The sequence below is a fragment of the Nostoc edaphicum CCNP1411 genome (genome assembly GCF_014023275.1).
GTDB classification, from domain to species: domain Bacteria; phylum Cyanobacteriota; class Cyanobacteriia; order Cyanobacteriales; family Nostocaceae; genus Nostoc; species Nostoc edaphicum_A.
In genome coordinates this window covers 3,315,372-3,342,017 of sequence record NZ_CP054698.1, presented here as the reverse complement: position 1 = coordinate 3,342,017, position 26,646 = coordinate 3,315,372, and the positions used below count along the sequence as shown (strand labels likewise).

Sequence of the window (26,646 nt, the reverse complement as noted above, 5' to 3'; positions counted from 1 at the left end):
CAGAGCCACGAAGAAGGCGTTTCCAGGTAGAACCTGGAAGTTGACGAGATTATCTTCCACCGACGGTAATAGAATCAACCTTGATGTGGGGTTGTCCGACTGTGGTGTAAATACTGCCACTGACGGAACCACAAAAACCTGGTGCAATTTCCAAATCTTGGGAACACATGGAAATTTTATTCATAATTTCCTTTGCTTCACCAATTAGAATTGCTCCCTTTAACGGTTTGGTGATTTTGCCATTTTCAATTAAATAAGCTTCATCAACACTAAAGTTAAATTGACCTGTAGCACCAACGCTACCACCGCCCATCTTTTTACAGTAAATACCTTTATCAACAGAGGCAAATAATTCATCAATGCTGTATTCGCCAGAATCAATATAAGTATTACGCATCCGGCTAGCGGCGGCATAGGTATAATTTTGGCGGCGTCCACTTCCAGTTCTGGGGTGTCCGGTGCGTGAGGAACCTGTTCTATCTGCTAAGAAGTTTTTCAGAACGCCTTTTTCAATTAATAAGGTTCTTTGAGCCGGCATACCTTCGTCATCCATGTCAATTGTCCCGAAGGCATTTTCAGAGCGCCCTTCATCCCAGGCTGTCAAACTTTCGTGGGCAATTTTTTCGCCTTTTTTGTCAGCAAAGGGGGAGGTATTGCGTTCAATTTGGGTGGTTTCTAGTAGGTGTCCGCAAGCTTCGTGGAAGATTACGCCGCCAAAGTGATTGGCCATAATGATGGGATAAGTACCTGATTCCACGTAATCTGCGTAGAGCATTTTTCCAGCCGATTCTGCTATTTTCTCGGCAGCTTGTTGAGAATCCCAAGTTCTCAAGAAGTTGGCATCGCTAGTATTACCCGCGCGATCGCCAATTGAGCTACGATTAGCACCATCAGCACACAATAGGTTAAATCCTACTGATTGTGTAAGGCGAATATCACGAGCAAAAGTACCGTCACTAGCGGCGATTAAAACTTCTTGCCAATCCCGGAAATAGGTAGCACGGCGCGATTGGACGTGGCTAGCTTTTTGCTTCAGGTGGGCAGTACCATCAAGGAGGATTTCTCCCATTTCGCGGATGGAGCTACACACTGGTAGCCATGCATCTTTGCCTCTTTTGGTGGCGTAATCTCTAAGTAATTCTAGGTTGATTTCTGGGATGAAAGCCTTAGCAGTGGGTAGTTGCAATCCCAAGATAGAAAGACCTTTTTCTAAGGCTGCTTTCAAACCGGGAAACGACAGGTCATTGGTGCTAACGTAGCAGTCAGCTTTACCACGAAATATTCTGACTCCCGCGCCTGTAGACAGACTGGGTGAAATACTCGTGATAGCGTCATCTTCTGCAAGAGAACTAATATAGTTGCGACGCTCTAAAAATAATTCGATGAAGTCAGCACCAGCGGCGCGTCCTAGTCCCAGGAGAGTAGCCAGAGGGGCTTCCCAGGTTTCATCGAAACGCTCTGGTGTGGAGGAATATTGGAGTGTGGGAAGTTGATTCGAGAGAAGTAGCGTACTTGTAAGCATGGATAGCCTCGTCTGCTGGCGTAATTCAGAGATTTGACTGAAAAATTCTGGTGTGTTTAGTCTAACAAATGAGTCAAAGCCACAGTTGGCAGAAAGGCGTGTGGATTTCCCTCCAATTCAGCAAGACCTTGGAAAACTCACCCACAGACTAAAAGTTTGGGACTATATAAACAAAGCCCGCAAAGGCGGGCTGAGGTTTTGAAACTTGAGGGTATCGGTGTAAAAATTTAGTTATCGTCATGAGCTAGGAGTGGAAGGGGATAAACCCCACCTGTACCAGAAGATAGAAGCTTCGTGACGACTAACTCATATTAAATATGCAATCTTGTTTGCTGTTTAGCTTAATTCAATCCAGAGTATCACTCTAAGATTTATTTACGATTTACCATTTTCAATGGAACTCTTGCTGTTCCTTGGTCATTGACAGTCTGACCTAAATTTGAAGCTGGGGGTGTCGATGTTAGATTCTTAAACAGGAGTTTTAAGGTTCGAGTAATAGTTTTGAGAATTTTCATTTTGCTGGCAGTTGGCTTTTGGTCATATCTCAAAACCATTGGAATTTCTGCAATTTTAGGTTTGAGTACTTTAGCTTTCAGCAGTAAATCTATCATGCAAGCAAATCCACTTTCAGTAAATAGATTTTCCCCATAATACATATCTAGTTTACTGACGAAATTACGGTTATACAGCCTGTAACCGCAAGTATAGTCTCTTACACCGGGTACGCGGGCGGCAATTCTAAACAGCCAGCTGGCTCCGTAACTCATTATCTCTCTAAATCTTGATAAACCTATGACTTTAGAGCCTTTTCGATATCTAGATGCGATCGCAATATCATAGCTACCAGCTATCATTGTGTCATACATCTTGATTAAGAGTTCTGGTGGTTGAGTGTTGTCACAATCCATCGCAGCTAAAAAATCACCTTCTTTAGAGATTTCTAAGAAAGTCATGAAACCTGTTTTAATTGCTTGACCTAAACCAGCATTTTTGGGATGTTGGACTAATTTCAGTAATATACCTAGTGATTCAGATTCTTCTAAAGCTGTCTCGGCAGTTGCATCACTACTACCATCATCAACAAGAATCAGTTTTATCTCCATCTTAGAGATTTGCTGTAATGTCTGAAATCTTTTGAACAAGGGTCGGATTGATGCTTGCTCGTTGTATGCGGGTAAAAGAACAAAAAGACTCATAAGTACCTCGTGTAATTTTCAAAATATCATTTTCAAATTTCAAGAATTCAGTAATGTTGATTTCTTGAGAAATTCATCAACTTGTCGCACAACTGCGTTGTTATTGACGCTATCATTAACCAACTGTGAGGTATTGACGACGAAAAAATCATCGTTTTCTGTACTCACTTGTGGAACAAGGCTTGAATAATTTAAAACTTGTAGTGGCTGAACTTTAATAGCTCGATTAATGTGTGCTGCTACAATGTCATCTGCTTTTAGTTCAGGGAACATCAAGCGTATACCCTGGAAGAATACTTGGCGCAATTCATCATCTGGCTGTTTTAATAACGGGTCAGTGGAAAGTATATATTTTGGTAGGAATGTCATGTGATATCCTGCTGTTTCTTGCAAAGAAACTAAATTGCTCATACCGATGACTCCGGTAAAAGGAATATTCTTATCGGCAATATTTACTACGTAATAAGGCACTAGAGCCTTGCGAGTAATCAGTACCATGCATACTACACCCAGGTATTCTACTGTTTCACCAGTATCGGAAACTTTTACCAATTCATTAGCAGCAACCTGTTGCAGAATATTAACTGGGCCAGTAAAAATGACTTTATCAAAATGTTCTTTTTTACCCTGATATTCTACCCACATTCCACCTCCTGGATTAGGTGCAATATATTCCACTGCGACACCTGTGTGGATATGACCTCCAGCCGCATAAATTAATTTTTCTATATGGTCAAAAACAGTTTTGTAACCACCTGAGACATAACCAAGTTGTTCTTTATTTAATGAGGAATCTCGTGCTGAAAATAGTCGTTTGATATAAGCCCAGATAAAAACTGCTGATATTCGCTTATAGTTCTCTCCTAATTTAGATAGCAGCAAAGGTTTCCAGAGCTTTTCATATGTGCTTTTTCCACCGAGTTTTAATAGCCAATCTTCAACTAAAATCTTCTCTAAGCGCCGCCAGTTATTCAGGCGTGAACCATATAGGAGAGTAAAGGCTAATCTGATTTTACCTATAAGTCCAAACAGAGGAAAGCGCAAAAACTCTATAGTGTTACTAATAGAATAGAATTTTTTATTGTCGTAGAAACCTGTTAAACTTCGATGCCAACGCAGTTTATCTCCAAGACCAATATCTCGGAGAAAGTTTATCAAATGAGTATCAGAAGGGAGGATAACGTGATAAAAACGATCCCAGGTAAATAAACCGTAATCATGATAGGTGGTAAGTCCACCAAGCTGCTTGTTATTATCAAATACAGTTACTGTATGTCCTTGATTTGAAAGACGTTGAGCTAATACTAGCCCAGTTATACCCCCGCCAATAATGCCTATATTCATAAATTTAGATTTTTGTAGGAATGTTTTTGATATTTATCTCTCAGAAACTTTTAATTTTTATTATTAATAACCTAGTTTATGACATTTTTAACTATTAGTTAACAACAAGAACCACACCAGCTATGATAATAGAAATTCCTACCCACTGGCTAAATATAACCTGCTCTTTTAGAAGATAGTGAGAAGCAATTGGTATAAGTGCATACATTAATCCTAGAACTGGAAATGCTTGACTCAGAGGGATTATTCGCAATACATAAAGCCACAAGATAGTCATGAATGTATAGCAGACAAACCAAATCAAAAAATAACGAGAAAATAACAGATTTCGGATAGATGTGCTGCCTCCCTTCGTAGGGCTAGAAATGTAAAGTCCATATTTTAGTGAAAGGTTAGCTGTTGTTCCCAATAAAACTACAAACATTAAAAGCAGCCAAGTAATTATGTTCATTTGTCAATACTTTTTGTAGAATTTACCAGAGAAAACTCATATAGACTTTTTAAGTGGAATCACAACTAAAAGAACACCCATAAAAATAGTGATGACTCCCGCTATTCGAGTTAGTGTAATCTCTTCATTAAAAAAGTAGTATGAACCGAAAAGTATACCGACATAATTTAAACTAGTCAGTGGATAAGCAATACTTAATTTTACAGTTCGCAGAGCCAATATCCAATTTACTACTCCCAAGCAATAAACAGTAATAGCTAATGCTAATTTTTGAATAAATTCCCAAGTTAATAGTCCCTCATTTGGATGACTCATAGTATGCTTCATCAGCAATTGTCCAGAAATACTAAATAAAATGCTGATAAACAGGATAGTATAAGGAATTATTTTAAAGCTGGAAATTTGCGAGATAGATTTCATAGTACATTTGCCTCAATCAATATAGTAGGTATGAACCAGACAGTAAACAGCCCGTTGCTTTAAACGTTTTGTTTTGGATTTTGGTCACACCTTCTGTGCAATTCAACCTCTACTTCAGTAAATAGACAACAAAATTAGCAAGGCTATGTTGAAGGGACTGATATCAAAATAACCGTTGAAGCTTATGTCCTAGAGTTAGCAGCTAAATATTATGCGGCTTCCATGATGCTTGCTTGATGATGGCAACATTTGTATGATTCGCAATAGAGCGCCAGTTATGCTTCAAGACTACTTCTTAGTGCGATCGCAATATCTAGGGTATAAAGGATACAGATGTAGTGAAGGTTGAAGGCTTTGCCATAAATTACCTCTGAACAAAGTTTAGCAGTGTGTGTAGGCGTAGCCCGTCGTAGACATTGCTTATGCTTAACTTGAATTCGACCTACATGTGCAACAAATGGAGCTAAACGTATAAAAATGGATTGCCAGAATTTTTGATTAATCCATTTATTAACTTTCATTAGTTGTATCCTGCTGTAGATATCTTGTTGAAGAAGCTACTGAACTTCTCAAGCCATTAACTTAACTGGATTGATAAACGTTCTTAATTGGCTTCAGGAAAGTTTATTAATTTACTGACATACCATAGAACTTATTCTGGCTCACAGATGTATCCATAACCTCGACCGGGAACTAAGCCGATTCATAACAATTTTTCTCAAATCGAGTGTGTATATATGCTCTTTTTAGACATGGATACACAATAAGTAACAGAAGTCTGCTTGGCTGCGTAAATTGTAGACTCGACAAATCACTCTACGGTAATGCGCTTTACAGGTTTCTGGGGAATTTTACTGAATGTCTAAATAGAGCTTTTGACAACACTAACAACTAATGCAAACTATCGTTGGCTAATCAACTAGGAGTTGGCCTTGATTGCATTGTATTTGATATAGTTTTAGATTATCGAGTATTAGGTTTGCTTGATTTCTCTTGGTAATTTTAACTAGGTTTTGTTCTCCAAGTTTATTGTTACATATAATCACCTACTAGAATACCACGAGAAAAGCGTGTTGCAAATTTATCGTCATACTTCATCAAAACTTCATTTACCGAAAATATACTTAAACAAAAACTTCATGAAATCAAAACTTTATTTTATATGAATTTTGATTTTGAGGATTTTTACATTTATAAAGAACTTTCTGAATACTAAGAATTTGCAGAATTAGGGAATTAGGGAATTAGTATCAAACTCGATAAGTCTCAAGCTGAGAGTTTCCGAAAGCAAAATTTAAACTCGAACAATAGTGCAAGCCTTGGCAAGGCACAGCACAAAGTTACGCAAGATTACAAAAAAATATAGATGGCAATCAAGAGTATGAATCTTTGTGGTTGTGATTATTCAGTTTCTCTAATTTGTTTTCCTATTATTTGGACTCATTATCCTGCAAAAGTCTGTTGGTAGTAATGAAGACAATGATTAACAATCCAAACTGAATCTGCCAAGGCGCTAATACTAAACTTAAAATCAAGCTAATAGCAGCAAATACACCTGAAAGATATGCAATCTCATCAGTACTCTTTTTGAACAAGTAGCCAGTGGCTAAAGCAGTACACAATGGTATCAAGAAAAACAAAGGCATTTTACTAACCTCTGGACTAAAAGTTGTTGTGCTTATAAAACAAATTGAAATTGTTTTTGTAATTGTGGTTGATCTTACATCCAATCAGGTTTTAGCCACAACAGTCGTTTGAAATAAATATTATAGAAAATAAAGACTATGCAACGTTGTATATTACACCAATGGGAATAATTATTGCGATAGATGAAGCAAACAAAAACTTGGCGAAGAACTCCTTCTTCTGTCGTTGATGGTGTGCCAAGCTTGCTTTAAGTAGTAAGTTAAGAGAGGTTGCGCTAGCTTGCTTAGTCTGTAGAGAGTACACAATGCCTTCCGTGAAACTCCTTGTGGCGCTCTCTCGGCTCAGTTTAGCTGCGCTATGCTATACAAATTCTCATTCATATACACTAAATTGAAAGGTTTGAAAACTTGCGTAGGTGGGTTTTTTCTATTTCGCTAATTCCACTCTTGTGAGTAATCATCTGGTAAATTGACTGAAAACTTGGGCCTTGCGCCAAGATAAGGATCTAGCATATTACCTTTAGAAGTAGCATTTTCATTTTAGACACCTAATGCTGAACATTCCTCAACTACTGGCAACTGAAATAAACCTCAAACCCCATCAGGTGCAAAACGCGCTGGAACTTTTGGCGGAGGGTGCAACAATTCCCTTTATTGCACGTTACCGCAAAGAGCGCACCGATGAGATGAATGAAGTGCAACTACGTGAACTGGCTGATCGATATACTTATTTAACAGAACTGGAAGAACGAAAATCTGTAATTTTAAGTGCGATCGCTGACCAAGGTAAACTGACAGATGAACTTAAAGCCAAAATCTCATCCTGCTTACAAAAAACCGAACTTGAGGATTTATACTTACCTTATCGACCAAAACGACGCACCCGCGCCACCATCGCCAGAGAAAAAGGACTCGAACCACTGGCGGAATTCATCAAGTCGCTAAATGTCAAAAATGCTGCAACTGCTTCCCTGGAAGAAGAAGCGGCTAAGTATATTTCTGAAACCAAGGGAGTAAAAACAGCAGAGGAGGCACTCAAAGGTGCTGCTGACATTTTGGCTGAAGAGGTAGCTGAAAAAGCTGAATTACGCGCATATATCCGCGATTATCTTTTAGACGAAGGGGTATTTGTTTCCCGCATCAAAGATGATTATCCCGAAGGTACAACCAAATTTGAGATGTACCGTAACTATCAAATTAAGGTGAAAAATATTGCACCCCACAATATGCTGGCCTTGTGTCGGGGTGAAACTGAAAAAGTATTAAGTTTTGAAATTGCTTTCGATGAAGATACGGTACTTTACTATCTTGAGTCGAAAGAAATTAAAACCAAAGTACGGACAATTCGCGATTTTTATCAAGCGATGTTGAAGGATGCATTCAACCGTTTGATGAAAGTATCTCTAATGGGAGAGGTAATTTCTGAGAAGAAAGTCTACGCAGATATAGAATCAATCAAGACATTTGAAACTAATCTGCGGGAGTTGCTGCTATCTGCACCAGCAGGGATGAAACCAACACTGGCGATAGACCCTGGATTTAGAACTGGGTGTAAAGTTGCAGTCCTCGACCAAACTGGAAAATTTTTGGAATATCAAGCAGTATTTCCTCACCAAGCGGCTGAACAACGACTCAAAGCAGCACAAACTGTCAAAAATCTGATTGAAAAGTACAAGATTGAGTTAATCGCCATCGGTAACGGTACAGCGTCTCGTGAGACAGAGGAATTTGTCACACAAATATTGCAAACCATAGAGCGCAAACCAGTTAAGGTGATGGTGAATGAATCTGGCGCATCTATATATTCTGCAAGTAAAGTAGCGCTGGAAGAGTTTCCCGATTTAGATATTACCGTGCGCGGTGCTATTAGTATCGGCCGCCGTTTGCAAGACCCCTTGGCGGAACTGGTGAAAATCGATCCCAAATCCATTGGTGTGGGACAATATCAGCACGATGTCGATCAAAAGTTGTTGAAAAAGAAATTAGATGACACTGTAGAAAGTTGCGTTAACTACGTCGGCGTAGACTTAAACACCGCCTCCAAAGAACTTCTAACTTCCGTCTCTGGGATTACGGCAAGTGTTGCCAATAACATTGTCGCCTATCGTAACCAGAATGGAGCCTTTAAAAATCGCCGCCAACTCTTGAAAGTTCCGAAGCTGGGGCCGAAGGCCTTTGAACAAGCAGCGGGTTTTCTGCGGATTCGCGGTGGTGACAACCCATTAGATAATACAGCAGTGCATCCAGAAAGTTATTCTGTAGTAGAAGCGATCGCATCTGATCTAAATGTGCCATTAAATCAGGTAACACAAATCGCCGAAAAACTCAAAAAGACCAACCTGAAGAAATATGTTACCGATAGCGTCGGCGAACCCACACTGCGCGACATCCTCAGTGAACTAGAAAAACCAGGTAGAGATCCTCGTGCTGAGTTTAAGTATGCCACTTTCAAAGAAGGAATTAAGGAAATTAGAGACTTAAAAATGGGAATGGAACTAGAAGGAATCGTGACAAACGTTGCCAACTTCGGTGCCTTCGTCGATATCGGCGTACATCAAGATGGTTTGGTACACATATCCCAACTTGCTGATAGATTTATAGATGATCCCAACAAAGTTGTCAAAGTCGGACAAGTAGTCAAAGTGCAGGTGTTAGAAATCGACGAGAAACTTAAACGGATTAGTCTATCGATGAAAGCAGTTAAACAATAATTAGAAACAGCAGATGGTAGTTTATCAAGTTCGATTCATCAATCCTACACTTGGGTTAGATCGCACCATTCAAGTACCAGACGATCAATATATTTTGGATATAGCAGAAGAAGCTGGTATCCGCCTACCGTCTGGGTGTAAACAAGGCGAATGTTCTGCCTGTGTCGCCAAACTCATTAGTGGTGAAGTTGATCAAAACGAGCAAAAATTTCTGCGCCCAAGTGAAATACAGGCTGGTTATGTTGTTACTTGTGTAACTTACCCTTTGTCTCATTGCACTTTAGAAACCCATCAAGAACAAGTCTTATATAAATCAGCCCTTTACTATAAGCCTGAATCTGGAAAAAGTGATAAGTGTTGATCCGAACTTGATATAACTCCTAACATCTGCTTTCTTCAAATAGCTCTTTGCTGCACATGTCGCCCATCAAACCCTTGCTTAATCCAACTCAAACATTCATATTCAGACTTGAATAATTTTGGAGCTGCAATATTATTCAATAACTCTGGTGGATAATGGTCATAAAAACATTTGTTTCCTTCTTGGAAGATGATAATCAAATTATTTTTGTAAATGTAGCGAGACTTAAAATTATCCGATTGGGCAACAAACTCGGAATTTTGCTCGATATGTTCTTTAGCAATATCAACAATATTACTAACACCACTTCCATAAATTGCGGCTGGATTTTCCGCTTTATGAAATTGGCTTTTATGCCCAATTTCTGATAGCAATTTATATGAATAAATTTCGTAATTATCCGCCTTCCCAAAAACAAATGGAATGATGAGATATCCTTTGTACGAGACTGAATTCTCATAAAGAAAACGACTCATTTCAACCTCCTTTGGTGGAACTACTCTTAAAAACTTCGCTGAAATCACCATAAACTGAGTTGATTGGGGGGATGCTCTAGGTTATTCCAAGGTAGAGGTGGAACTGGTGTATCACTTTGTTCCAATAGCTGTTGGAAGTGACGCGCTATGCTAGGCGATCGCGCTTCTATTGGACAATGAACAAAGAAATAAATTCTCACTCCCATCTGCAACCATTGCTGAATCTGCTTTACCCACTCTTCCATAAATGGCTGATTCACTGATAAATTTGGATGAGAAATAAACCGAATCAGCGTAAAAGGCGCTGTCACGCTCAATTGCAACGGTAATTTTGGTTTACGCCGTTCCGATAGCAACTGGGGGTCATCATCTCCAGTATAAATGGGGCGCGAGTCTAACAGTACCCGTCCCACACCTAGCCTTTCTAAAAGCGCCGTCAAATTACTAGCATGGGGTTCCCTAAACCAGTCGGGATGCCGAACTTCCACCGCTAGGGGTGCTTCTGTACGCGGCCAAGCTTCCAAAAAGTTGGTCAAATCGTCAAGTAATACAGGTGCATAACTGGGTGGTAATTGGGCAAACATTGGGCCAAGATGCTTACCTAAAGGGCGCATCCCGTCCAGAAATTTTAAAGCACCTGAAATATAAGGTTGTAACAACCCTTGATGAGTAATATCTCGCGGTAATTTCAGGCAAAATTCAAAACCTGCTGGTGTTTCGGCAGCCCAACGGGTTACAGTTTCTTCGTTAGGCACGGCATAAAAGGTGGTGTTACCTTCTACAGTCGTCAAACGACGACTATAGAGCTGTAGAAAATCGGCAGTGCGAGTTCCTTGGGGATAGAGTTCGCCTACCCAACCTTTATATGCCCAAACAGCACAACCGATAAAAAAGTTCACAGTGCCTAAAAGCCTTGATGTATCTATTCAATTTTACAGGCAGGTTGTAGAGATAGATCAAGCTAGTACCGCAAGGCGGAATTAAAAATTAAAAATTAAAAATGAATACAGCATAAGGGTTTCGTTGATTTGGAATGATTGGTTTATTTCCGCCGTGTTGTACTAGTTAAGGAGGCAGGTGGCACTTACTCCCACTGCTTCTGCTTGTGCGATCGCTACTGTAAGGTAAAGTTGAAGATTACAGAAACAACCTACGCAAAAAGCCTAATAAGCGGATAGCCAAATCTATGTATACCTGAGTTTTACGTGCAGTCTCAATTTCCTCTAATATTTGCTGCATCTGTGCCCGATTTTTCGGATTGATTCCGATGATACTAACGTTTATAATCGCTGCTCTTACCTTATTGAGAGTAAGCTGGCATTCGCTAACTGCTAACTCAAACTTGTTTACTTCCTCCCAGTTTTTTTGATGTTGTGCGTTGACAAGTTCAAATTGAAGCTGGAACAGAATATTTCGTAATTTTTCTTCTGTATTATTGAGTTGTTCTAAGTCGATTTGTTTGTCAGTAACTTCTTGAAGATGAGAAATTATTTCCGCAAAAGGATCTAATATATTATTGGTGGTCATGATTTATATATTCAGTTAAGTTGTAAACATTGTTCATGACTAGTTTCACCCTAAAAATCATTGACATAATTGAGAGATTGGTGGTTGCACCTGTCTGTTTCTCAGAGATATGTCTTTTAGAAATTCCTTCAAAACTTCATCTTCATTGATCTCTTTTTCAAGAGTGTTAATCTTTGTAAGTATTGAACTATAGTCGTTTCCAGTGAAACTGGTAGCTACCCCAACAATCTGAGTAACTCTAGCAGCAATAACTTCAAAGTTAAGATTAGGGTAGTCATCAATTAGTTCTGAGAGTTTTCGTCCAGTGTCAGCTGCCACCAAAAGTTTAGAGATAGATTCATTCAAACTTTGTTGCTCATAAAAATTAACTTTTCGCCAATTATCTATCTGTTCAACAACTTGGCGCTTAATTTCTTCTGCTTCTGGTTGTGAGGATATATTTAAATTTCTATACTGTTCACCAAGATGCTTTAGCTTGGAACTGATAATCACCCGTTCCGAATCCCTTGGTCTTGGTGGTCTTTCCTGAATTCTTTTAGCTAAAAGTAGCATTTTTACTGTTAAACATCTTGCCGGCTGGGCAGTTTTAGCAACTATCCTTTTACTTTCATAATCAATTGTTTCCAGCTTGTTAAAGACCTCGACTGCTACATCATATTCTGCTTTCAAAGCATCAAGTGTTTCATCGACATCCGATGACTGGGTATTTAGTTGATTTTCTCCGGTGATAATTCTATTTACTTCTCTAGGAATTCCGAATTTAATATTGGTATCAGTTAGTAATCGTTCAATAACTAAATTATCATCTACAGGTAAATTATTCAGTTGATAGATTTCCTTCACCGATGTAATAGCATCAGCCGCTCGATCGCGAAAATTCTCGGCAGTTACTCGCAGCATTGTTCTTTTTTGAGGCGTACAACTGCTGACAGTGAAACTGATAGTACAAGCTACTATACAAAATTTCCATAGGCTGAATTTCTGGGTATGGAAAACTCTCATCAACATACTTAGCTGTGTCCAGATATAGTTAATACTTATTTGCCACTATTCAACAATCCAGTATGAAAATGATTAAAGATACTACTCACTAACCGTAGAGTATCACGGAATGCTCATAGTACTGGTTAAATTAAATACTTGTAACAGATGCTTTTTCGTGTCAGGCAAAAATTTACAAAACTTTTCATCATTGTGTCTTAATGATGGGCGAGGTTTATTTGTTCAAGAATTTTCCTCATCCCAAAGAAAACGTTCTAAAATTTAGCTGGCTTCTACCCAGCTTCTTAAGCTTGTTCCTGTTTGGCTCCACTGTCAAAGCTACTGCGATCGCTAATTGGCATTTTGCTCGCGATCGCAATTATGTAGCACTCTGTTTGCTAGAGTGGCGTGATATTAGATAATTGTGATTTTATTTGCGGCTTTAGTAGCTTTTTCTCTAGCCTCTTGGACAGTTGCACCTTTCGCTAAAGCTACGCCCATTCGCCGATAAGGATGAGCATTCGGTTTTCCAAATAATTTAATATCTACATCTTTTTCTGATAAAGCATCAGCTACACCACCAAAAGCAATAGAATCAGATTTTTCTGATGCTAAAATTACCGCACTAGCTGATGCCCCTAACTGTTCTATATAAGGAATTGGCAAGTCTAAAATAGCTCGCAGATGTAGTTCAAATTCATTGAGATTTTGTGAGATTAATGTCACCATTCCCGTATCGTGTGGTCTGGGAGAAAGTTCCGAAAAAATCACTTCATCTTTGGTAATGAAAAATTCAACACCAAAAATTCCGGCTCCTCCTAATGCGTCAGTGACTTTTATAGCTATTTCTTGCGCTCTTAATATCTTCTCTTCAGAAATTTCTGCGGGTTGCCACGATTCTTGATAATCTCCTCGTTCTTGGCGATGACCAATAGGAAAACAAAAAATTGTCGGTGCATTCCACTGTTTAATTGTCAGTAAAGTTATCTCAATTTCAAAGTTAATAAATTCTTCTACGATGACCTTTTGACTGTCTCCTCTAGAATTAGCGATCGCATAATTCCAAGCCTTCTCAACCTCACTTCTATCCTGCACTACAGACTGACCTTTGCCAGAGGATGACATAACAGGTTTAACAACATTACTAAATCCAATTTCATCAGAAATCGCAATCAATTCTTCTAGAGTTGTCGCATAACCATATTTAGCCGTTCTGATGCCCAATTTTTGATGTGCTAGTTCCCTAATTCTGTCGCGGTTCATTGTATAGTTAGTAGCAGCCGCAGTCGGTATAACTGTAATACCTCGCTGCTCAAATTCGATTAGTTTTTCGGTTCTGATGGCTTCAATTTCTGGTATAATAATATTTGGCTGATGTTTTCTCACTACAGCTTCTAAATCATCAGCACTGAGCATAGAAATAACTTCATAAGCATCAGCAACCTGCATCGCTGGAGCATTGGCATAGCGGTCAACAGCAATTACATAATTACCAAGACGTTGAGCTGCGATCGCGACTTCTTTGCCTAGTTCTCCTGAACCCAGCAACATCAATTTTTGGGGCAACTTAATACTCATTAACTTATCCAGTCAATTTCAATTCAATCATCTTATATTTTTTTGTGTTTTAATTACCATCTACTCAAGAATTAAATCTAGCTCCGCGTAGTTGTAATTCTTGACGTTGCAGATTATTTAAACCAGTACCTACGCCAAGATGACACTTGTCTACTAGAGTCTCCAACCAAATAGTCTCGTTAAGAGTTGCACCTTGTAAATCTGCATTTCTTAAGTCGGCTTTCGTAAAGTTTGCAAATAAAAGGTCTGCATTGATTAAACTACTACCTTGTAGATTTGCCCCTGATAAGTTAGCTCGAATGAAGTTTACACCATCTAAAATTAAACCAGATAAATCGGCTCCGATAAGATTAGGAAACTTTAGCTGACTTGGATCTTTAAAAAACCGCATTATACAGATGATATTTGCTTCATTTAGTCGTATTTTAGTTAAAAACTCATAACGAGCTATGCCCAGTTGCCTAAGAATTTGTAGACGCTGTGGGCGACTTTCTTCTAAAAACTGGATGGCTGTGTAGCGGAGGTCTTGAGTAGAGATATTTAACATGACTTTCAGATGCTTGTAATACTTATACCAATGCTACATGAAAAACAAGATCCCCGACTTCTCAAAGAAGTCGGGGATCTAAGGTGTCTCAACTACTTACTTAACGTCCCGCCAATAATGCTTTTGTCGCAGATTCACCTGCTAACCTCACCTGCCTTGTCAACTGGAAGTTTAACAACGCTAAAACAGTCAACTCGGCTAGAAGTGCCATAAAAATTGTTGTCGCCCCAGAATATTCTATCGCTGCCCAAGGAAAAGTTGAGAATAACCAGACAGTAGGATGTTTCCACGACGACATACCAATAAATTCTAGAATCATCGGTGGTAGGAACGTTACTGCACTTATAGTACCTATTGCCCAGAAAGAACGTTTAGGAGTTTTGAGCAAAAGTATCAATTGGGTGATGGTAGCGTAAATCATCATTAAACTGATAGACAAAGCTATAGTTAACAATACTTTCAGCCTGTCAAAATTATCACCTGCCCAATTTGGGCTATGGTCTGTATCAAAAACAGATGTAAGTGAAATCCAAACTAGCCAGGGAATAGTAATAATTGTCAAATTAATAGCGATCGCTACGAGTGCAGGGCTTTTTTCAGCCCAAATTAGATCCTGCCAAACATTTTTGTGACTAGAAACTCCCTGATGTCGATATCTTGCCCAATCTTGTACATCTTGACGGTGAGGGGAAAGAACTGCAATTAAGCTTAAAACCAACATCAAGTTGTATAGAACCAGAAAAATTAAATTTTGCCCTACCTGATTATACAAGGTGGAATTAATGTTCCAATGTTGTAAGCTAAATCCCCACATCATCACCTGGCAAAAAGCTACTAATAAATAACTTTGTTTCTTGCTGATTATTAAGGCTTGAGAATTACGAAAACAACGTTTAAGAGCTTGGAAAATTCCGTAACTGCACAATCCCAAGTTCAATAAATGAAAGCCAACAGCACTAACAATATTTGCCCCTAATGGTAAATAGAAGAATTCCAAACTTTTCAGAGGAGAAGCCTTGGACAGATTGAACAAATTAGGAAATAGATAATTTGTTGTATCCCAAGGGCTAAAGAGTCTAAACCAAGTAGTTGAATTATTTAAACTATTGCTATAAGACGATGCCAGTACCATCGTTGTGAACAAGAAAAGCAAAACTGCACCACTACCTAGCCAAGGCTGAAAACCGCTAAACCAACGAGTAACTAAGCCAAATAGTAATGCAGCACTGTAGAAGAAAATACAACTAGCAGCAAGAATTGCATAATAGCTAAAAATGTAACTAGATGCAATTCTTGCCGAACTTCCAGACCACAGATGTAAAGGAATTGCTGCTAAAATAACGAGATAAACTAAACTCGGAACTCCTAGTAACTTGCCAGTCAATATACTTGTTTCTGATTGAGGACTGAGACGGATGAAATTCAGTGTGCCGCGAGTTTCTTCTTTAGCTAAATCATTAATCAGCAAATAAGTTCCCGCCACTAAGAGGGTAAATACAAAAATTACACTCAAAGAGAGGAATATATATTCCCAGTGATCTCGCCACCATAGCTGCCAATCAATTTCGTTTTGGGGACAAAAATTCTTTGAGAAAAAATCATTCAAATCATCAATTTGAGGTTGATTTGATTGCTGATAAATCTGGTTTTGTCGTAGTTCATATACTTTGCGCAAACGACAGTATGTAGCAGTTAGCGCGTATTGATCATCAGGAAACTCGCGTAACTGATATAAAAAAACTACCATTTGTAGAAGTAAGGATGTTGCAACTGCGATCGCGACATTAAAAATTTTTAGGCGTCCTTTGAGTTCTCGGAATAGTTGCGGATTCCAATCGCCGATTTTGTCTATTAAATTGAGCATCATAGGAAAAAATTCTCCAAAAATGGAAAAGTGGTATTTATTGACGCATCAAGATGCTTGTTTGTGACCTAAGTTTAAGAAAATAGTTTCTAAGTCTTCTTGTATGCAGTGAAAATCAGTCAGAGGAATGCCCGCTTTAATTAGCGATCGCAACAACTCAGCACTATCTTCATCTTTGCCCGAAAAATTCACCCGCACGCTGTTTTTTCCTGGTATTACCTCCCACTCTTCTACTAAATGATGATGTTTAAGTTCACTCAAAAGTGTCTCTAAGTTTCCCAGAGTTGATATCACAATTTGCTGATGGGCAAGACGTTGGTAAAGTTGCTGTAGGGAAGTACTTTCTACCAAAAAGCCAAGTTCCATGATTCCCACAGATGTACAGAGTTCAGCTAAATCACTGAGAACGTGGGAAGAAATGATGACAGTCATTCCAGCTTCTTGTAAAGCCTTGATGATTTCGCGGAAGTGCATTCTAGCAATGGGGTCAAGTCCAGAAACAGGCTCATCCAGTAGTAGTAAAATCGGTTCGTGGATAATCGTTCGCGCTAAACTTAAGCGCTGTTTCATCCCCCGCGACAGCGTAGAAATCCGACTATTGCGTTTATTACCAAGTTGGATTAGTTCTAAAACTTCATGTAGACGTTGAGTGCGGCGTGGTTCTCGTAAACGATAAAGACGCGCAAAATAATCTAGGTAGTCCCAGACTGTTAAATCTTCATACAATGGGTAGTCATCGGGTAAGTAGCCTAGACGACGCTTGAGTTTGGGATTACTCTTGTCACGGAGTAGGCGATCGCCATTAATATAAATCTCACCCGTAGTTGGTTCTTCAGCAGTTGCCAACATTCGGATGAGAGTTGTTTTACCCGCGCCATTCGGCCCAATCAGTCCATATACTTCCCCCGCCTGGATTTCTAAATCCACATCATTGACAGCAACATGGCGATCAAATTGCTTAGTTAGTCCACGGGTACAAATTGCTAATTCTTTTACCATCGCTGCTGGGGTGCGGCTTGTGATTAACAGTTAACCTAACCTTTTTCTACAGCTTTTGTCAGGCTGGTTTCGGAAATTGAAACTGGCTTTATATAAAGCTGCTTTTAGTCATGGGCATTATTTACCGTTTCTTCACTAAAGTTTTCAATAATACCAATTCTTAAGTTTTGCTACGGGGAATACTAAAGCTAGAAATATCTAGGTCTTTTCAGTGAATCAGGTAAAAGCTGTATGGATTTTGAATCGATTATGAATATGCCTGCGATCGCACAAGCTATTGCTTATGCTATTGAAGATGGTAGGCAATGGGGACTATCTTTTGCCAACAATTTTTATTGGGTAGGTAATAGAGATAATATTGCAAACCTAATGATATTAGAGTCAACCGCTTGGTCAGTAGGCAACGGTATTTTCAGTGGATTCATAGGACTAGCAGGAATACCCACTGATATTATCCCTCTTCTGTCACTCTCCGAAAACATTTGCCTTTTCTAAAATCTAGAGCTTTTGTATAACAAGCGATTGCGCGATTATTTTCTAATAACAAATACAAGTCCTATTTTTTTCTAATAGTATAGCTTGTATTGATTGCCTCATGAGGCTTCTAGCGATCACTTTCCCGGAAAGTGACAGAAGAGGGTTATAGGAATCATATTTGATTTCTGAAAAAAACTACGAGATAATACGGACAGAATATTTGTCTAATAGCTAACAATGATAAACCAGCATCTACAAGCCGCGATCGCAGAACTACAAGAATTTATAGATGATCGCCCAGATGCGCGTGAGGTGAGGAAAGCGTTGGCAGTCAAATTGGTTTATCAAGGCTACAAGTATGAGGAAATTCAAACAATTTTAGATGTGTCACTGGGTTCGATAACAAGCTGGAAGCAAGCTTATGAGGAAGATGGAATTTCGGGACTGCGCCTGAACCACAAGGGAAAAAAAAAGTTACTTAACTGCTCAACAACGAGAAGAAGTTTTAAGTTGGTTGCAAACAAAAGAATGTTGGGAACTTGGTGAACTCGAATATAAATTGGCTTTTGAATATGATGTAACTTATGAGTCAAAGCGGAGCTATTATGACTTATTTGATGCGGCAGGAATTAGTTGGAAGAAAACTACTTCTTTAAATCCAAAAGCTGACGAGGACGCTGTTGCTGCAAAAAAAAAAGAGATTGAAACACTATTGGCAAGGCATCGGCAGGAAATTGAAGAAGGAAAGTTGAGAGTATTGCTGCTTGATGAGTGTCATTTAATGTGGGGAGATTTAAGTGGGTATGTCTGGGGAAAAAACTGACCAAGAAATAGCAGTGAGAGTTGTTAATATACGAGACAAACAGACATACTACGGGGCAGTTGACTATCTGGAGGGAAGCTTACTACTAAAAGCGTATAACGCAGGTAACTCAGAAAATACAATTGATTATCTACGTTATTTATTAGATCAGTCCCCCAATCAAAGATTACTTCTTTTTTGGGATGGTGCTTCTTACCATCGTTCACATCTGGTTCAAAACTTTTTAGGCGAGGTAAACCAAGATTTGTCTCAAGAGGAGTGGAAAATTCACTGCGTCCGCTTTGCTCCTAATTGCCCGTCACAAAATCCAATTGAGGATATTTGGTTACAAGCTAAAACCTGGGTGCGGCGTTTCTGTGCCTTGATTCCTTCGTTCTCACATCTCAAATGGATGTTTGAGTGGTTTATCCGGCACACTACCTTTGATTTTGCGACTCTTCAAATGTACGGAGCTTTTTCAGAAATCAAATATTAGTCCTATACATAGCAGTTTTTTCTACTTCTCGTCTTGCTTGTGCACTTTTTACATAATAGGACTTACGCAAGTGTCACAAAAAATTAAACCTTTTGGTTTGTAGTAAGGGCTACCCTACGGGAATGCTCCGCGAACAGCCCTGATTTTGAGGACTAAAGTCCTCACTACAAACTAAAAATAATATGCCAGTTGCGTAAGTCATGTATAAAAATCTGTTTTTGTGTCTGGTCATCGAAAGAGCGATTCAGACAACACACATCTAAATAAATAATTAAATAAATTAAAAACTCCATCGGTACATTTTGCTAGGTATGATATTTGATCTGTAAGCATTTACCTAGTAATAATCAGCTATGACCCAGAACTACCGCATTACACTACTCCCCGGCGATGGCATTGGCCCTGAAATTATGGCAGTGGCGGTAGATGTGCTGAAAGTCGTAGGCAAGCAATTTGATCTGAAGTTTGAATTTCAAGAAGCCCTCATCGGTGGTGCAGCAATTGATGCCACAGGGGAACCCCTACCATCTGCTACTCTCGAAGCTTGCCGTAACAGTGATGCTGTATTACTAGCTGCCATTGGTGGTTATAAGTGGGATTCCTTACCATCCAATTTACGCCCAGAAGCAGGTTTGTTAGGACTACGTGCCGGTTTAGGATTATTTGCCAATTTACGCCCAGCGAAAATTTTGCCCCAGCTAATCGACGCCTCGACTTTGAAACGCGAAGTTGTGGAAGGCGTGGATATTATGGTGGTGCGCGAACTCACTGGCGGGATTTACTTCGGTAAGCCTAAAGGGATTTTTGCCGCAGAAAATGGTGAAAAACGCGGTGTAAATACAATGGTTTACACCGAATCGGAAATTGAACGCATTGGGCGGGTAGCCTTTGAAGCAGCCCGGAAACGCGGTGGAAAACTTTGTTCGGTAGATAAAGCGAACGTATTAGAAGTCTCTCAGTTGTGGCGCGATCGCATCACCCAACTTTCACAAGAATATCCAGATATCGAACTCTCTCATTTATATGTAGATAATGCTGCTATGCAGTTAGTACGCGCTCCCAAGCAATTTGACACTATAGTTACAGGCAACTTGTTTGGTGATATTCTCTCTGATGCTGCTGCCATGCTCACAGGTAGTATTGGAATGTTACCCTCAGCTAGTTTGGGCGCTTCTGGGCCTGGTGTGTTTGAACCAGTTCATGGTTCCGCCCCAGATATTGCCGGACAGGATAAGGCAAATCCTTTAGCACAGGTTTTGAGTGCGGCGATGATGTTGCGCTACGGTTTAGACCAACCCAAAGCGGCAGATCACATCGAACAAGCCGTATTGCAAGTTTTAGAACAAGGCGATCGCACAGGGGACATAATTTCCCCAGGAAAAAATCTCCTTGGTTGCCGCGCTATGGGAGACTCACTCATTAAGGCTATTGAACAAAAATAATTTTGTCGAGCAACTTGGGCAATTTGGCAACCTTTGCTATAAGTTTCGGGTAGACTAAAGGGAAATCTAGCAATCAAATAACAGTCGATAGTGTACGCATTACGACAAGGACAAGCAAATTTTACCGCCCCGAAGAACCAATCGCCTCTGATTGATCCCGCCGTAATCAGAGCCGCTGGGCAGATTTACTACACTCACTGTGAAGTACATCCCGAAATAGCTGGGCAACCTTCCGGTGTAGCAATTAATCGAATGACTCATCGAGGTAAGGTTATTTTTACTAACCAACCAGTTCTCCTACCTCAAGAATGTTTTGTGCCCTTGAGCCAAATTGAATCGCACATTTATTAGTCATTGTCATTGGTCATTAGTCATTAGTCATTGGTCATTAGTCATTAGTCATTGACAAAGGACGAATGAGAAAGGACAAAGGACAAAGGACAAATGACAAAGGACTAATGACTGTATGGACATTTTGTTCGCCATTCCGGCGAGTGTAATAGTCTTTGCTTTAGGTGCATCTATTGGTAGTTTTCTCAATGTTATTGTTTATCGGTTACCTGCTGGGTTGTCAATTCTTTGGCCGCCTTCTCGTTGTCCTAAATGCTTAAACCAGCTAAAAGCTTACGACAATGTACCAGTATTCGGCTGGATTTCCTTAAGAGGGCGGTGTCGATATTGCAAAAGCAAAATTTCTGTCCGTTATCCTGTGGTAGAAGGGGTAACGGGCATAATTTTTTTACTGATTTTTTTGGTATTTCAAGTTTCGATTTTAACAATAGGCTATTGGGCTTTTTGCAGTTGGTTATTAGCGCTATCACTTATCGATCTAGATACAATGACCCTACCTAATCCACTTACTCAGTCGGGTTTAGTGCTAGGGATTTTGTTTCAAATGGTGGTTGGTTTTTTACCAGAAGCTAGTTTAGTAGCATTGGTAAATCACCTGATGATGGCCATAGTTGGTGCAGTATTGGGCTTATGGCTGTTTGATGCGATCGCCCTACTGGGTTCAATTGCCTTTGGTAAAACTGCAATGGGTGCAGGTGACGCCAAGTTAGCAGCCATGATGGGAGCCTGGTTAGGCTGGAAATATTTACTCTTGGCTAGTTTTATTGCCTGTGCGCTGGGAGCCTTAATTGGCAGTGGTGTTATTATACGTAGACGCAAAGCCGCAAATCAAGAAACATCGCGACAAAAGTTAGGACAAAAAATGCCTTTTGGCCCTTTTCTGGCTTTAGGATCTGTGATTACCCTCTTTAGCGGCGAAGCTATTTTGTCAAGCTACCTGCGGTTATTTTTTCCAGCGTCTTGAATTGGAGTAGAGAAGAAGCAAGGGGGCAAGAAAGGAGAGTTTTCCCCTCTGCTCCTCAATGCCCAATGCCCAATGCCCCATGCCCCATGCCCAATGCTCCATACCCAATGCCCATTCATAAAAAATATTTATAATTCGTGACTGTAACCAACATTACCCCATCAGCCCTTCACATTTTGATAATATTCAGCTTGTGACTTGTATTACCCTCTTAACGACGATTAACCGTTGGCAAGTACAACTAGTGCAAAAGATGCCGCTTGTTCAGAACCTAGCAATACGAATAATTGATTTGGGTAGGAGGGGGAAAGCATCTTATTTGGAGGTTGGTATTCTCATGGCGTTGTCAGTACGTCCATATAATTAAGTCTGCTGAAAAAAAGAGCAAGAGACTTGTATTGGCATAAGTATTTTCGTTAAGCTGGCAACCAAAGATCAAAATTAAGGTCTGAATTGCTTAAAAGCGTAGTTTAACGATGTAGTCATGAGTCATTAGTAAAGACAAATGACTCTTAACTAAGGACAACCCAATACGGTTTAACATCTTTTCGACCTCATACCCACTTAAAATAAAATAAAAAATGGCTAACAACGAAGAATCACGTGGTTTAAAGTCTCTATTTGATTGGTTTGCAAATCGACGGAAGTCAGGATCTACCAGCCTCGAACGCCAAGAGCGTGAAATTGCTGATGGTTTGTGGCATAAATGTTCTAAGTGCGGCGTGTTGGCATATACAAAAGACCTGAAAGCCAATCAGATGGTTTGTATCGAATGTGGTCACCACAATCGGGTAGACAGCGATGAGCGCATCCGTCAATTGATAGATCACAATACCTGGAAACCGCTGGATGAGCATTTGCGTCCAACTGATCCGCTAGAATTTCGCGATCGCAAACTCTACAGCGATCGCTTGCGGGAAACACAAGATAAAATTGGCTTAATAGACGCAGTTAGAACTGGTTTGGGTCAAATTAATGGTTTGCCCATTGCCCTTGGGGTTATGGACTTCCGCTTCATGGGTGGTAGTATGGGTTCGGTTGTGGGAGAAAGACTCACTCGGATGATTGAGCAAGCCACTCAACGACGCTATCCTGTAGTTATCATCTGTACCTCCGGTGGCGCCAGGATGCAAGAAGGTATGCTCTCTTTGATGCAGATGGCGAAAATCTCCGCAGCCTTACAGCGCCATAAAGACGCCCGATTATTATATATTCCAGTTTTGACCAATCCGACAACGGGCGGCGTTACCGCTAGTTTTGCAATGTTGGGCGATATAATTTTGGCAGAACCCAAGGCAACCATTGGTTTTGCTGGTCGGCGAGTGATTGAGCAAACCCTGCGGGAAAAACTACCCGAAAATTTCCAGACTGCTGAAGATTTGCTCCAGCATGGTTTTGTCGATGATATCGTACCCCGTACCCAATTAAAGAACACCCTAGCCCAGCTGATTGCTCTACACCAGCCTGTATTAACAACACCTCACATGGTGTTGTGGGAAACAATGTCCTTGACTTCTACCGCCGCAGAATAGCATGGGGCATTGGGCATCGGGCATGGGGCATTGGGCAGAGAAAAACTCTGTTCCCTGCTCCCTGCTCCCCTGCTTCTTTCCCTCTCATCCTCTCCCTGGCTCTTGGAGAAACATGAGTGGAACAAGGGCTACTAGTCGGAATAGACCAGAGAGGACAAACAAGGTTAGTAAACCTCCAGACTGGGCAAATTGGACGATGAAACTGCCTATAGTTGTGCCTAAAGCACCACTTACTCCAGCAACGGCAGCTGCGATCGCAAAATAGATAGACTGATTTTGAGTTGGTGCGATCGCTAATTGTATATTGTTGTTGCACAAGTCAATTGCCGCCCAAGTCCCTCCAATCAAGATGTGCAATAGTGGCAACCACAGCCAAATATCAAGGCAATTAACACTAATCCCCAGCCACAGCAGTGGTGTCGCTGCAACCAAAATCCCAATAGAAATGAGGATGGGACGATTACCTATCTTGTCTGCTAATTTTCCCCACAGGATGAGCATCAGCAAAGTTGCCCCCGCCTGGAGGCTGTTGTAGATAGTCACGTAACTTACATCTAAATCCAGCGTATCCAGCATATAGAGGTTAAAAAAAGGACTGCTGAGGTTAACAGCAAGTGTCCAAAAGCTGAAATACAGCAGAAATATCAAAAAGTTAGAGTTTTTCCAAACACTGTTAGCTAATTGGTTTTGTGGTGGATCAATTGATTGAGCGACTTCAGAAGATTCATCTTTTACAACCTCTGATTGAATCTCACTTGTTTGAGTTAACTTGCCATAATAAGTGTTTTGCGATCGCGGATTCATATCCACCTGGAAATATTGACACCCCAATCCCATAATTCCAAAGACAACGCTTACCAGTAGAACTAACCCATAACCTTGTAGAGATCCTCCATACCAATGTGATACAAGTAGACCGGCTATTGGTACGCAAACCAAATTAGTTAGACTAGCGGCGCTACTGCGTAGCCCAAAATACCTACCTCGCAATCGTCGGGGAACTATCATTGCCACCCAACTTAGCCACGATGCAGTTCCTAGTCCTCCCAAAAGATTACTGAATAGAACAATCAAGAGTGTCAATATGACTAGCTGTTGAGTATCAACCACTCCCCAACTGGCGCTGGCAATACCAATTACTAAAATTAGCCATAGCAGCCGACCAATTCCGTGTGTCCGAAGCGAATATTGAAAACGGCTGGTGCTGCGTTCCGACAAATAAGCACCCAACGGCTGAATAAGATTGACCAACATAGGGATAGAGCAAAGCATCCCAAATACCACTGGACTAGCACCTAATTCCACCAATAAATTGCTGAGTAAAATCCCGCCAGTTCCAAGGGAGTAAACCGATGCTAAGACAGAATCCGCAGTAGAAGCTTTTAAACTAGTGCGAATAGTATCCTTGGGAATTCGAGAGTTTGGAGAGATTGCTGTTGGTGGTAAGGCAATCTGGGGAAATTCCAGAGTCAGTGGCGCAGTTGTTTCAACCTGAACAGAATCCATAATCTATGTTTATGGGTGAAGTACCCTGGATAAATCCGGTTGCAGAGGAATTCAGTATGCTTTATAGCATTGCTGATAATTTTTCGTTATTTTAGCTTGCAATTCTCAACAAAAATTTCAAATAAGTAAAATTTCACTCCTTAGCAACAGAAGGTATAAGTAAGAAGAGAGAAACTGTTATCTGTCTGTGATTAAGAAAAGATTATTTAATTTTTTGGGATTGATGATGGCGATCGCGATCGCTATTATTGCTTGTCAAAGCTTACAATTACCAAGCAAACCCTTAACATCTACCGCAGTCACTATTAAACTCAGTGGTTGGGGAGGTTCTCCCGTTGAGCAAAAGCTCTTGAGACAAGTACTGCAAGACTTTGAGGCACAATATCCAACCATTAAGGTCAAATATGAGGTAATTTCCGACCAATACATGGATGTAATCAAAACTCGTTTGGTTGGGGAAGCTGCGCCCGATGTTTTTTATCTAGATGCGCTGGAAGCTCCTTTCTTGATGAGTCAAAATGTCTTGGAACCGTTAGATAGTTATATCACTACCAAATTTGACTTAGTAGACTTCGAGGATACCCTACTCAACAGTTTTAAATATCAGAACCAGATTTACGGTCTTCCCAAAGACTATTCCACCCTTGCTCTGTTTTATAACAAAAAAGCCTTCGCCTTTGCAGGCTTGAGTAATCCACCAGCGACTTGGGATGAATTACGTAACTACTCGAAACAATTGACAGGCAAACTTAACAAATACGGCTTTGGAGAAATTCCAGAATTAGCGCGTCAAGCTTATAAAATTAAAGCCTTTGGTGGACAACTTGTTGATCAAAATGGTTCTGCTACCTTTGCCAGTGAAGCAGGTTTACAGGGTTTAGAGTTGGTAGTAAACCAGTATCAAAAAGACCGCTCCTCTGCCCAAAAATCTGATGTGGGGACAAACTCAGGTAGTGAAATGTTTGGTCAGAGTAAAGTGGCAATGGTGATTGAAGGTAACTGGGCAATTCCCTATTTAACTGAAACCTTTCCGCAAGTAGAGTTTGGTACTGCACCAGTGCCTACTATTAATGACAAAAAAGGCACGATGGTATTTACAGTTGCCTATGTAATGAATAAGCAAGCACAACACAAAGCCGAAGCCTGGGAGTTGATTTCTTATCTCACAGGAAAAGAAGGAATGCAAAAGTGGACAGGAACAGGGTTTGCTTTGCCAACACGTAAATCAGTAGCAAAGAATTTGGGCTATGACCAAGATCCATTGCGATCGCCATTAGTAGCGGGAGTAAATTATGCTACACCGTGGCAGGTAGGGAAATATCCAAGTGCGATCGTTAATAACTTTGATAACCAATTCGTCAGCGCCTTGTTGGGACAACAACCATTAAAGCAGGCGATGCTGAAAGCACAGAATGAAGCTAATCAGCAGATTAAAGCGATGGATTGACTGAAA

Annotated in this window: 25 protein-coding genes and 1 pseudogene; 11 read left to right on the top strand and 15 right to left on the bottom strand. The window is 40.2% G+C overall.

Going from position 1 to position 26,646, the window contains the following annotated elements:
* Nucleotides 1–49 precede the first annotated feature (49 nt).
* The 6 genes from HUN01_RS16610 to HUN01_RS16585 all read right to left on the bottom strand — a co-directional run bounded on the left by HUN01_RS16610 (nucleotide 50) and on the right by HUN01_RS16585 (nucleotide 5,454).
* Nucleotides 50–1,522 (bottom strand): TldD/PmbA family protein, encoded by a 1,473-nt coding sequence (locus HUN01_RS16610; RefSeq protein ID WP_181932180.1) that lies wholly within the window; start codon nucleotides 1,520–1,522, stop codon nucleotides 50–52.
* A gap of 371 nt (nucleotides 1,523–1,893) precedes the next feature.
* On the bottom strand, nucleotides 1,894–2,718 hold the full coding sequence (locus HUN01_RS16605) for a glycosyltransferase family 2 protein (protein WP_181932179.1): 825 nt from the start codon (nucleotides 2,716–2,718) through the stop codon (nucleotides 1,894–1,896).
* A 39-nt stretch (nucleotides 2,719–2,757) separates the two neighbouring features.
* A complete protein-coding gene (locus HUN01_RS16600) occupies nucleotides 2,758–4,062 on the bottom strand; it encodes an NAD(P)/FAD-dependent oxidoreductase (protein WP_181932178.1) in 1,305 nt (434 codons plus the stop codon).
* Between the two features lie 94 nt (nucleotides 4,063–4,156).
* On the bottom strand, nucleotides 4,157–4,513 hold the full coding sequence (locus tag HUN01_RS16595) for an EamA family transporter (protein ID WP_181932177.1): 357 nt from the start codon (nucleotides 4,511–4,513) through the stop codon (nucleotides 4,157–4,159).
* A 36-nt stretch (nucleotides 4,514–4,549) separates the two neighbouring features.
* Nucleotides 4,550–4,933 carry an EamA family transporter gene (locus HUN01_RS16590; RefSeq protein ID WP_181932176.1) on the bottom strand — a complete coding sequence of 128 codons (384 nt, stop codon included), beginning with the start codon at nucleotides 4,931–4,933 and terminating at the stop codon, nucleotides 4,550–4,552.
* A 275-nt stretch (nucleotides 4,934–5,208) separates the two neighbouring features.
* Complete coding sequence (locus HUN01_RS16585; protein WP_181932175.1) at nucleotides 5,209–5,454, bottom strand: hypothetical protein; 246 nt, start codon at nucleotides 5,452–5,454, stop codon at nucleotides 5,209–5,211.
* 1,081 nt (nucleotides 5,455–6,535) lie between these two features.
* Between HUN01_RS16585 and HUN01_RS16580 the strand changes: the two genes are divergently transcribed.
* From HUN01_RS16580 to HUN01_RS16570, 3 genes are all read left to right on the top strand, one after another.
* Complete coding sequence (locus HUN01_RS16580) at nucleotides 6,536–6,691, top strand: hypothetical protein (RefSeq protein WP_181932174.1); 156 nt, start codon at nucleotides 6,536–6,538, stop codon at nucleotides 6,689–6,691.
* A 439-nt stretch (nucleotides 6,692–7,130) separates the two neighbouring features.
* Nucleotides 7,131–9,290 carry a Tex family protein gene (locus HUN01_RS16575; protein WP_181932173.1) on the top strand — a complete coding sequence of 720 codons (2,160 nt, stop codon included), beginning with the start codon at nucleotides 7,131–7,133 and terminating at the stop codon, nucleotides 9,288–9,290.
* Between the two features lie 13 nt (nucleotides 9,291–9,303).
* Nucleotides 9,304–9,651, top strand: coding sequence for a 2Fe-2S iron-sulfur cluster-binding protein (locus tag HUN01_RS16570; RefSeq protein WP_181932172.1), 348 nt, complete (start codon nucleotides 9,304–9,306; stop codon nucleotides 9,649–9,651).
* 35 nt (nucleotides 9,652–9,686) lie between these two features.
* Here the strand turns inward: HUN01_RS16570 and HUN01_RS16565 are convergent, their stop codons facing one another.
* The 4 genes from HUN01_RS16565 to HUN01_RS16550 form a co-directional block, all read right to left on the bottom strand.
* Nucleotides 9,687–10,127, bottom strand: a complete 441-nt coding sequence (locus HUN01_RS16565) for a hypothetical protein (protein WP_181932171.1) — start codon at nucleotides 10,125–10,127, stop codon at nucleotides 9,687–9,689.
* 44 nt (nucleotides 10,128–10,171) lie between these two features.
* A complete protein-coding gene (locus HUN01_RS16560; RefSeq protein ID WP_181932170.1) occupies nucleotides 10,172–11,026 on the bottom strand; it encodes a DUF72 domain-containing protein in 855 nt (284 codons plus the stop codon).
* A gap of 238 nt (nucleotides 11,027–11,264) precedes the next feature.
* On the bottom strand, nucleotides 11,265–11,654 hold the full coding sequence (locus tag HUN01_RS16555) for a hypothetical protein (RefSeq protein WP_181932169.1): 390 nt from the start codon (nucleotides 11,652–11,654) through the stop codon (nucleotides 11,265–11,267).
* Nucleotides 11,655–11,711: 57 nt separating this feature from the next.
* Entirely contained in the window at nucleotides 11,712–12,554 is an 843-nt protein-coding gene (locus HUN01_RS16550) for a hypothetical protein (RefSeq protein ID WP_181932168.1), read from the bottom strand.
* A 320-nt stretch (nucleotides 12,555–12,874) separates the two neighbouring features.
* Here HUN01_RS16550 and HUN01_RS16545 point away from each other — a divergent pair, with 320 nt between their 5' ends.
* Complete coding sequence (locus tag HUN01_RS16545) at nucleotides 12,875–13,057, top strand: hypothetical protein (RefSeq protein ID WP_181932972.1); 183 nt, start codon at nucleotides 12,875–12,877, stop codon at nucleotides 13,055–13,057.
* On the opposite strand, the gene purT is transcribed toward HUN01_RS16545, so the two are convergent.
* The 4 genes from purT to HUN01_RS16525 form a co-directional block, all read right to left on the bottom strand.
* The gene (purT, locus tag HUN01_RS16540; protein ID WP_181932167.1) at nucleotides 13,050–14,213 is read right to left on the bottom strand and encodes a formate-dependent phosphoribosylglycinamide formyltransferase; all 1,164 of its coding nucleotides are present in this window, start codon (nucleotides 14,211–14,213) and stop codon (nucleotides 13,050–13,052) included. The two genes, HUN01_RS16545 and purT, sit on opposite strands and share 8 nt — an antisense overlap.
* Before the next feature lie 64 nt (nucleotides 14,214–14,277).
* A complete protein-coding gene (locus HUN01_RS16535; RefSeq protein WP_181932166.1) occupies nucleotides 14,278–14,760 on the bottom strand; it encodes a pentapeptide repeat-containing protein in 483 nt (160 codons plus the stop codon).
* Nucleotides 14,761–14,860: 100 nt separating this feature from the next.
* A complete protein-coding gene (locus tag HUN01_RS16530) occupies nucleotides 14,861–16,627 on the bottom strand; it encodes an ABC transporter permease subunit (RefSeq protein ID WP_181932165.1) in 1,767 nt (588 codons plus the stop codon).
* Between the two features lie 45 nt (nucleotides 16,628–16,672).
* Nucleotides 16,673–17,623 (bottom strand): ABC transporter ATP-binding protein, encoded by a 951-nt coding sequence (locus HUN01_RS16525; protein ID WP_181932164.1) that lies wholly within the window; start codon nucleotides 17,621–17,623, stop codon nucleotides 16,673–16,675.
* A gap of 231 nt (nucleotides 17,624–17,854) precedes the next feature.
* Here HUN01_RS16525 and HUN01_RS16520 point away from each other — a divergent pair, with 231 nt between their 5' ends.
* The 6 genes and pseudogenes from HUN01_RS16520 (at nucleotide 17,855) to accD (ending at nucleotide 23,687) form a co-directional block, all read left to right on the top strand.
* Complete coding sequence (locus HUN01_RS16520; protein ID WP_181932163.1) at nucleotides 17,855–18,118, top strand: hypothetical protein; 264 nt, start codon at nucleotides 17,855–17,857, stop codon at nucleotides 18,116–18,118.
* A 243-nt stretch (nucleotides 18,119–18,361) separates the two neighbouring features.
* Nucleotides 18,362–19,398, top strand: a pseudogene (locus tag HUN01_RS16515) (IS630 family transposase); the annotation flags it as partial.
* A 353-nt stretch (nucleotides 19,399–19,751) separates the two neighbouring features.
* A complete protein-coding gene (gene leuB, locus HUN01_RS16510) occupies nucleotides 19,752–20,840 on the top strand; it encodes a 3-isopropylmalate dehydrogenase (protein ID WP_181932162.1) in 1,089 nt (362 codons plus the stop codon).
* Between the two features lie 90 nt (nucleotides 20,841–20,930).
* Complete coding sequence (locus HUN01_RS16505) at nucleotides 20,931–21,191, top strand: hypothetical protein (protein ID WP_181932161.1); 261 nt, start codon at nucleotides 20,931–20,933, stop codon at nucleotides 21,189–21,191.
* 115 nt (nucleotides 21,192–21,306) lie between these two features.
* A complete protein-coding gene (locus tag HUN01_RS16500; RefSeq protein WP_181932160.1) occupies nucleotides 21,307–22,155 on the top strand; it encodes a prepilin peptidase in 849 nt (282 codons plus the stop codon).
* A 581-nt stretch (nucleotides 22,156–22,736) separates the two neighbouring features.
* The gene (accD, locus tag HUN01_RS16495; RefSeq protein ID WP_181932159.1) at nucleotides 22,737–23,687 is read left to right on the top strand and encodes an acetyl-CoA carboxylase, carboxyltransferase subunit beta; all 951 of its coding nucleotides are present in this window, start codon (nucleotides 22,737–22,739) and stop codon (nucleotides 23,685–23,687) included.
* Nucleotides 23,688–23,771: 84 nt separating this feature from the next.
* On the opposite strand, the gene HUN01_RS16490 is transcribed toward accD, so the two are convergent.
* Entirely contained in the window at nucleotides 23,772–25,193 is a 1,422-nt protein-coding gene (locus tag HUN01_RS16490; RefSeq protein ID WP_181932158.1) for an MFS transporter, read from the bottom strand.
* 226 nt (nucleotides 25,194–25,419) lie between these two features.
* Between HUN01_RS16490 and HUN01_RS16485 the strand changes: the two genes are divergently transcribed.
* Nucleotides 25,420–26,640: an ABC transporter substrate-binding protein gene (locus tag HUN01_RS16485; RefSeq protein WP_181932714.1), complete on the top strand. Its 1,221-nt coding sequence runs from the start codon at nucleotides 25,420–25,422 to the stop codon at nucleotides 26,638–26,640.
* Nucleotides 26,641–26,646 lie beyond the last annotated feature (6 nt).

Bases quoted from the DNA above. Each gene is read 5' to 3' on its own strand.
- HUN01_RS16610 (WP_181932180.1), bottom strand. From the start codon at position 1,522: ATGCTTACAAGTACGCTACTTCTCTCGAATCAACTTCCCACACTCCAA.
- HUN01_RS16605 (WP_181932179.1), bottom strand. From the start codon at position 2,718: ATGAGTCTTTTTGTTCTTTTACCCGCATACAACGAGCAAGCATCAATC.
- HUN01_RS16600 (WP_181932178.1), bottom strand. From the start codon at position 4,062: ATGAATATAGGCATTATTGGCGGGGGTATAACTGGGCTAGTATTAGCT.
- HUN01_RS16595 (WP_181932177.1), bottom strand. From the start codon at position 4,513: ATGAACATAATTACTTGGCTGCTTTTAATGTTTGTAGTTTTATTGGGA.
- HUN01_RS16590 (WP_181932176.1), bottom strand. From the start codon at position 4,933: ATGAAATCTATCTCGCAAATTTCCAGCTTTAAAATAATTCCTTATACT.
- HUN01_RS16585 (WP_181932175.1), bottom strand. From the start codon at position 5,454: ATGAAAGTTAATAAATGGATTAATCAAAAATTCTGGCAATCCATTTTT.
- HUN01_RS16575 (WP_181932173.1), top strand. From the start codon at position 7,131: ATGCTGAACATTCCTCAACTACTGGCAACTGAAATAAACCTCAAACCC.
- HUN01_RS16570 (WP_181932172.1), top strand. From the start codon at position 9,304: ATGGTAGTTTATCAAGTTCGATTCATCAATCCTACACTTGGGTTAGAT.
- HUN01_RS16565 (WP_181932171.1), bottom strand. From the start codon at position 10,127: ATGAGTCGTTTTCTTTATGAGAATTCAGTCTCGTACAAAGGATATCTC.
- HUN01_RS16555 (WP_181932169.1), bottom strand. From the start codon at position 11,654: ATGACCACCAATAATATATTAGATCCTTTTGCGGAAATAATTTCTCAT.
- HUN01_RS16550 (WP_181932168.1), bottom strand. From the start codon at position 12,554: ATGCTGCGAGTAACTGCCGAGAATTTTCGCGATCGAGCGGCTGATGCT.
- purT (WP_181932167.1), bottom strand. From the start codon at position 14,213: ATGAGTATTAAGTTGCCCCAAAAATTGATGTTGCTGGGTTCAGGAGAA.
- HUN01_RS16535 (WP_181932166.1), bottom strand. From the start codon at position 14,760: ATGTTAAATATCTCTACTCAAGACCTCCGCTACACAGCCATCCAGTTT.
- HUN01_RS16530 (WP_181932165.1), bottom strand. From the start codon at position 16,627: ATGATGCTCAATTTAATAGACAAAATCGGCGATTGGAATCCGCAACTA.
- HUN01_RS16525 (WP_181932164.1), bottom strand. From the start codon at position 17,623: ATGGTAAAAGAATTAGCAATTTGTACCCGTGGACTAACTAAGCAATTT.
- HUN01_RS16520 (WP_181932163.1), top strand. From the start codon at position 17,855: ATGGATTTTGAATCGATTATGAATATGCCTGCGATCGCACAAGCTATT.
- leuB (WP_181932162.1), top strand. From the start codon at position 19,752: ATGACCCAGAACTACCGCATTACACTACTCCCCGGCGATGGCATTGGC.
- HUN01_RS16500 (WP_181932160.1), top strand. From the start codon at position 21,307: ATGGACATTTTGTTCGCCATTCCGGCGAGTGTAATAGTCTTTGCTTTA.
- accD (WP_181932159.1), top strand. From the start codon at position 22,737: ATGGCTAACAACGAAGAATCACGTGGTTTAAAGTCTCTATTTGATTGG.
- HUN01_RS16490 (WP_181932158.1), bottom strand. From the start codon at position 25,193: ATGGATTCTGTTCAGGTTGAAACAACTGCGCCACTGACTCTGGAATTT.
- HUN01_RS16485 (WP_181932714.1), top strand. From the start codon at position 25,420: ATGGCGATCGCGATCGCTATTATTGCTTGTCAAAGCTTACAATTACCA.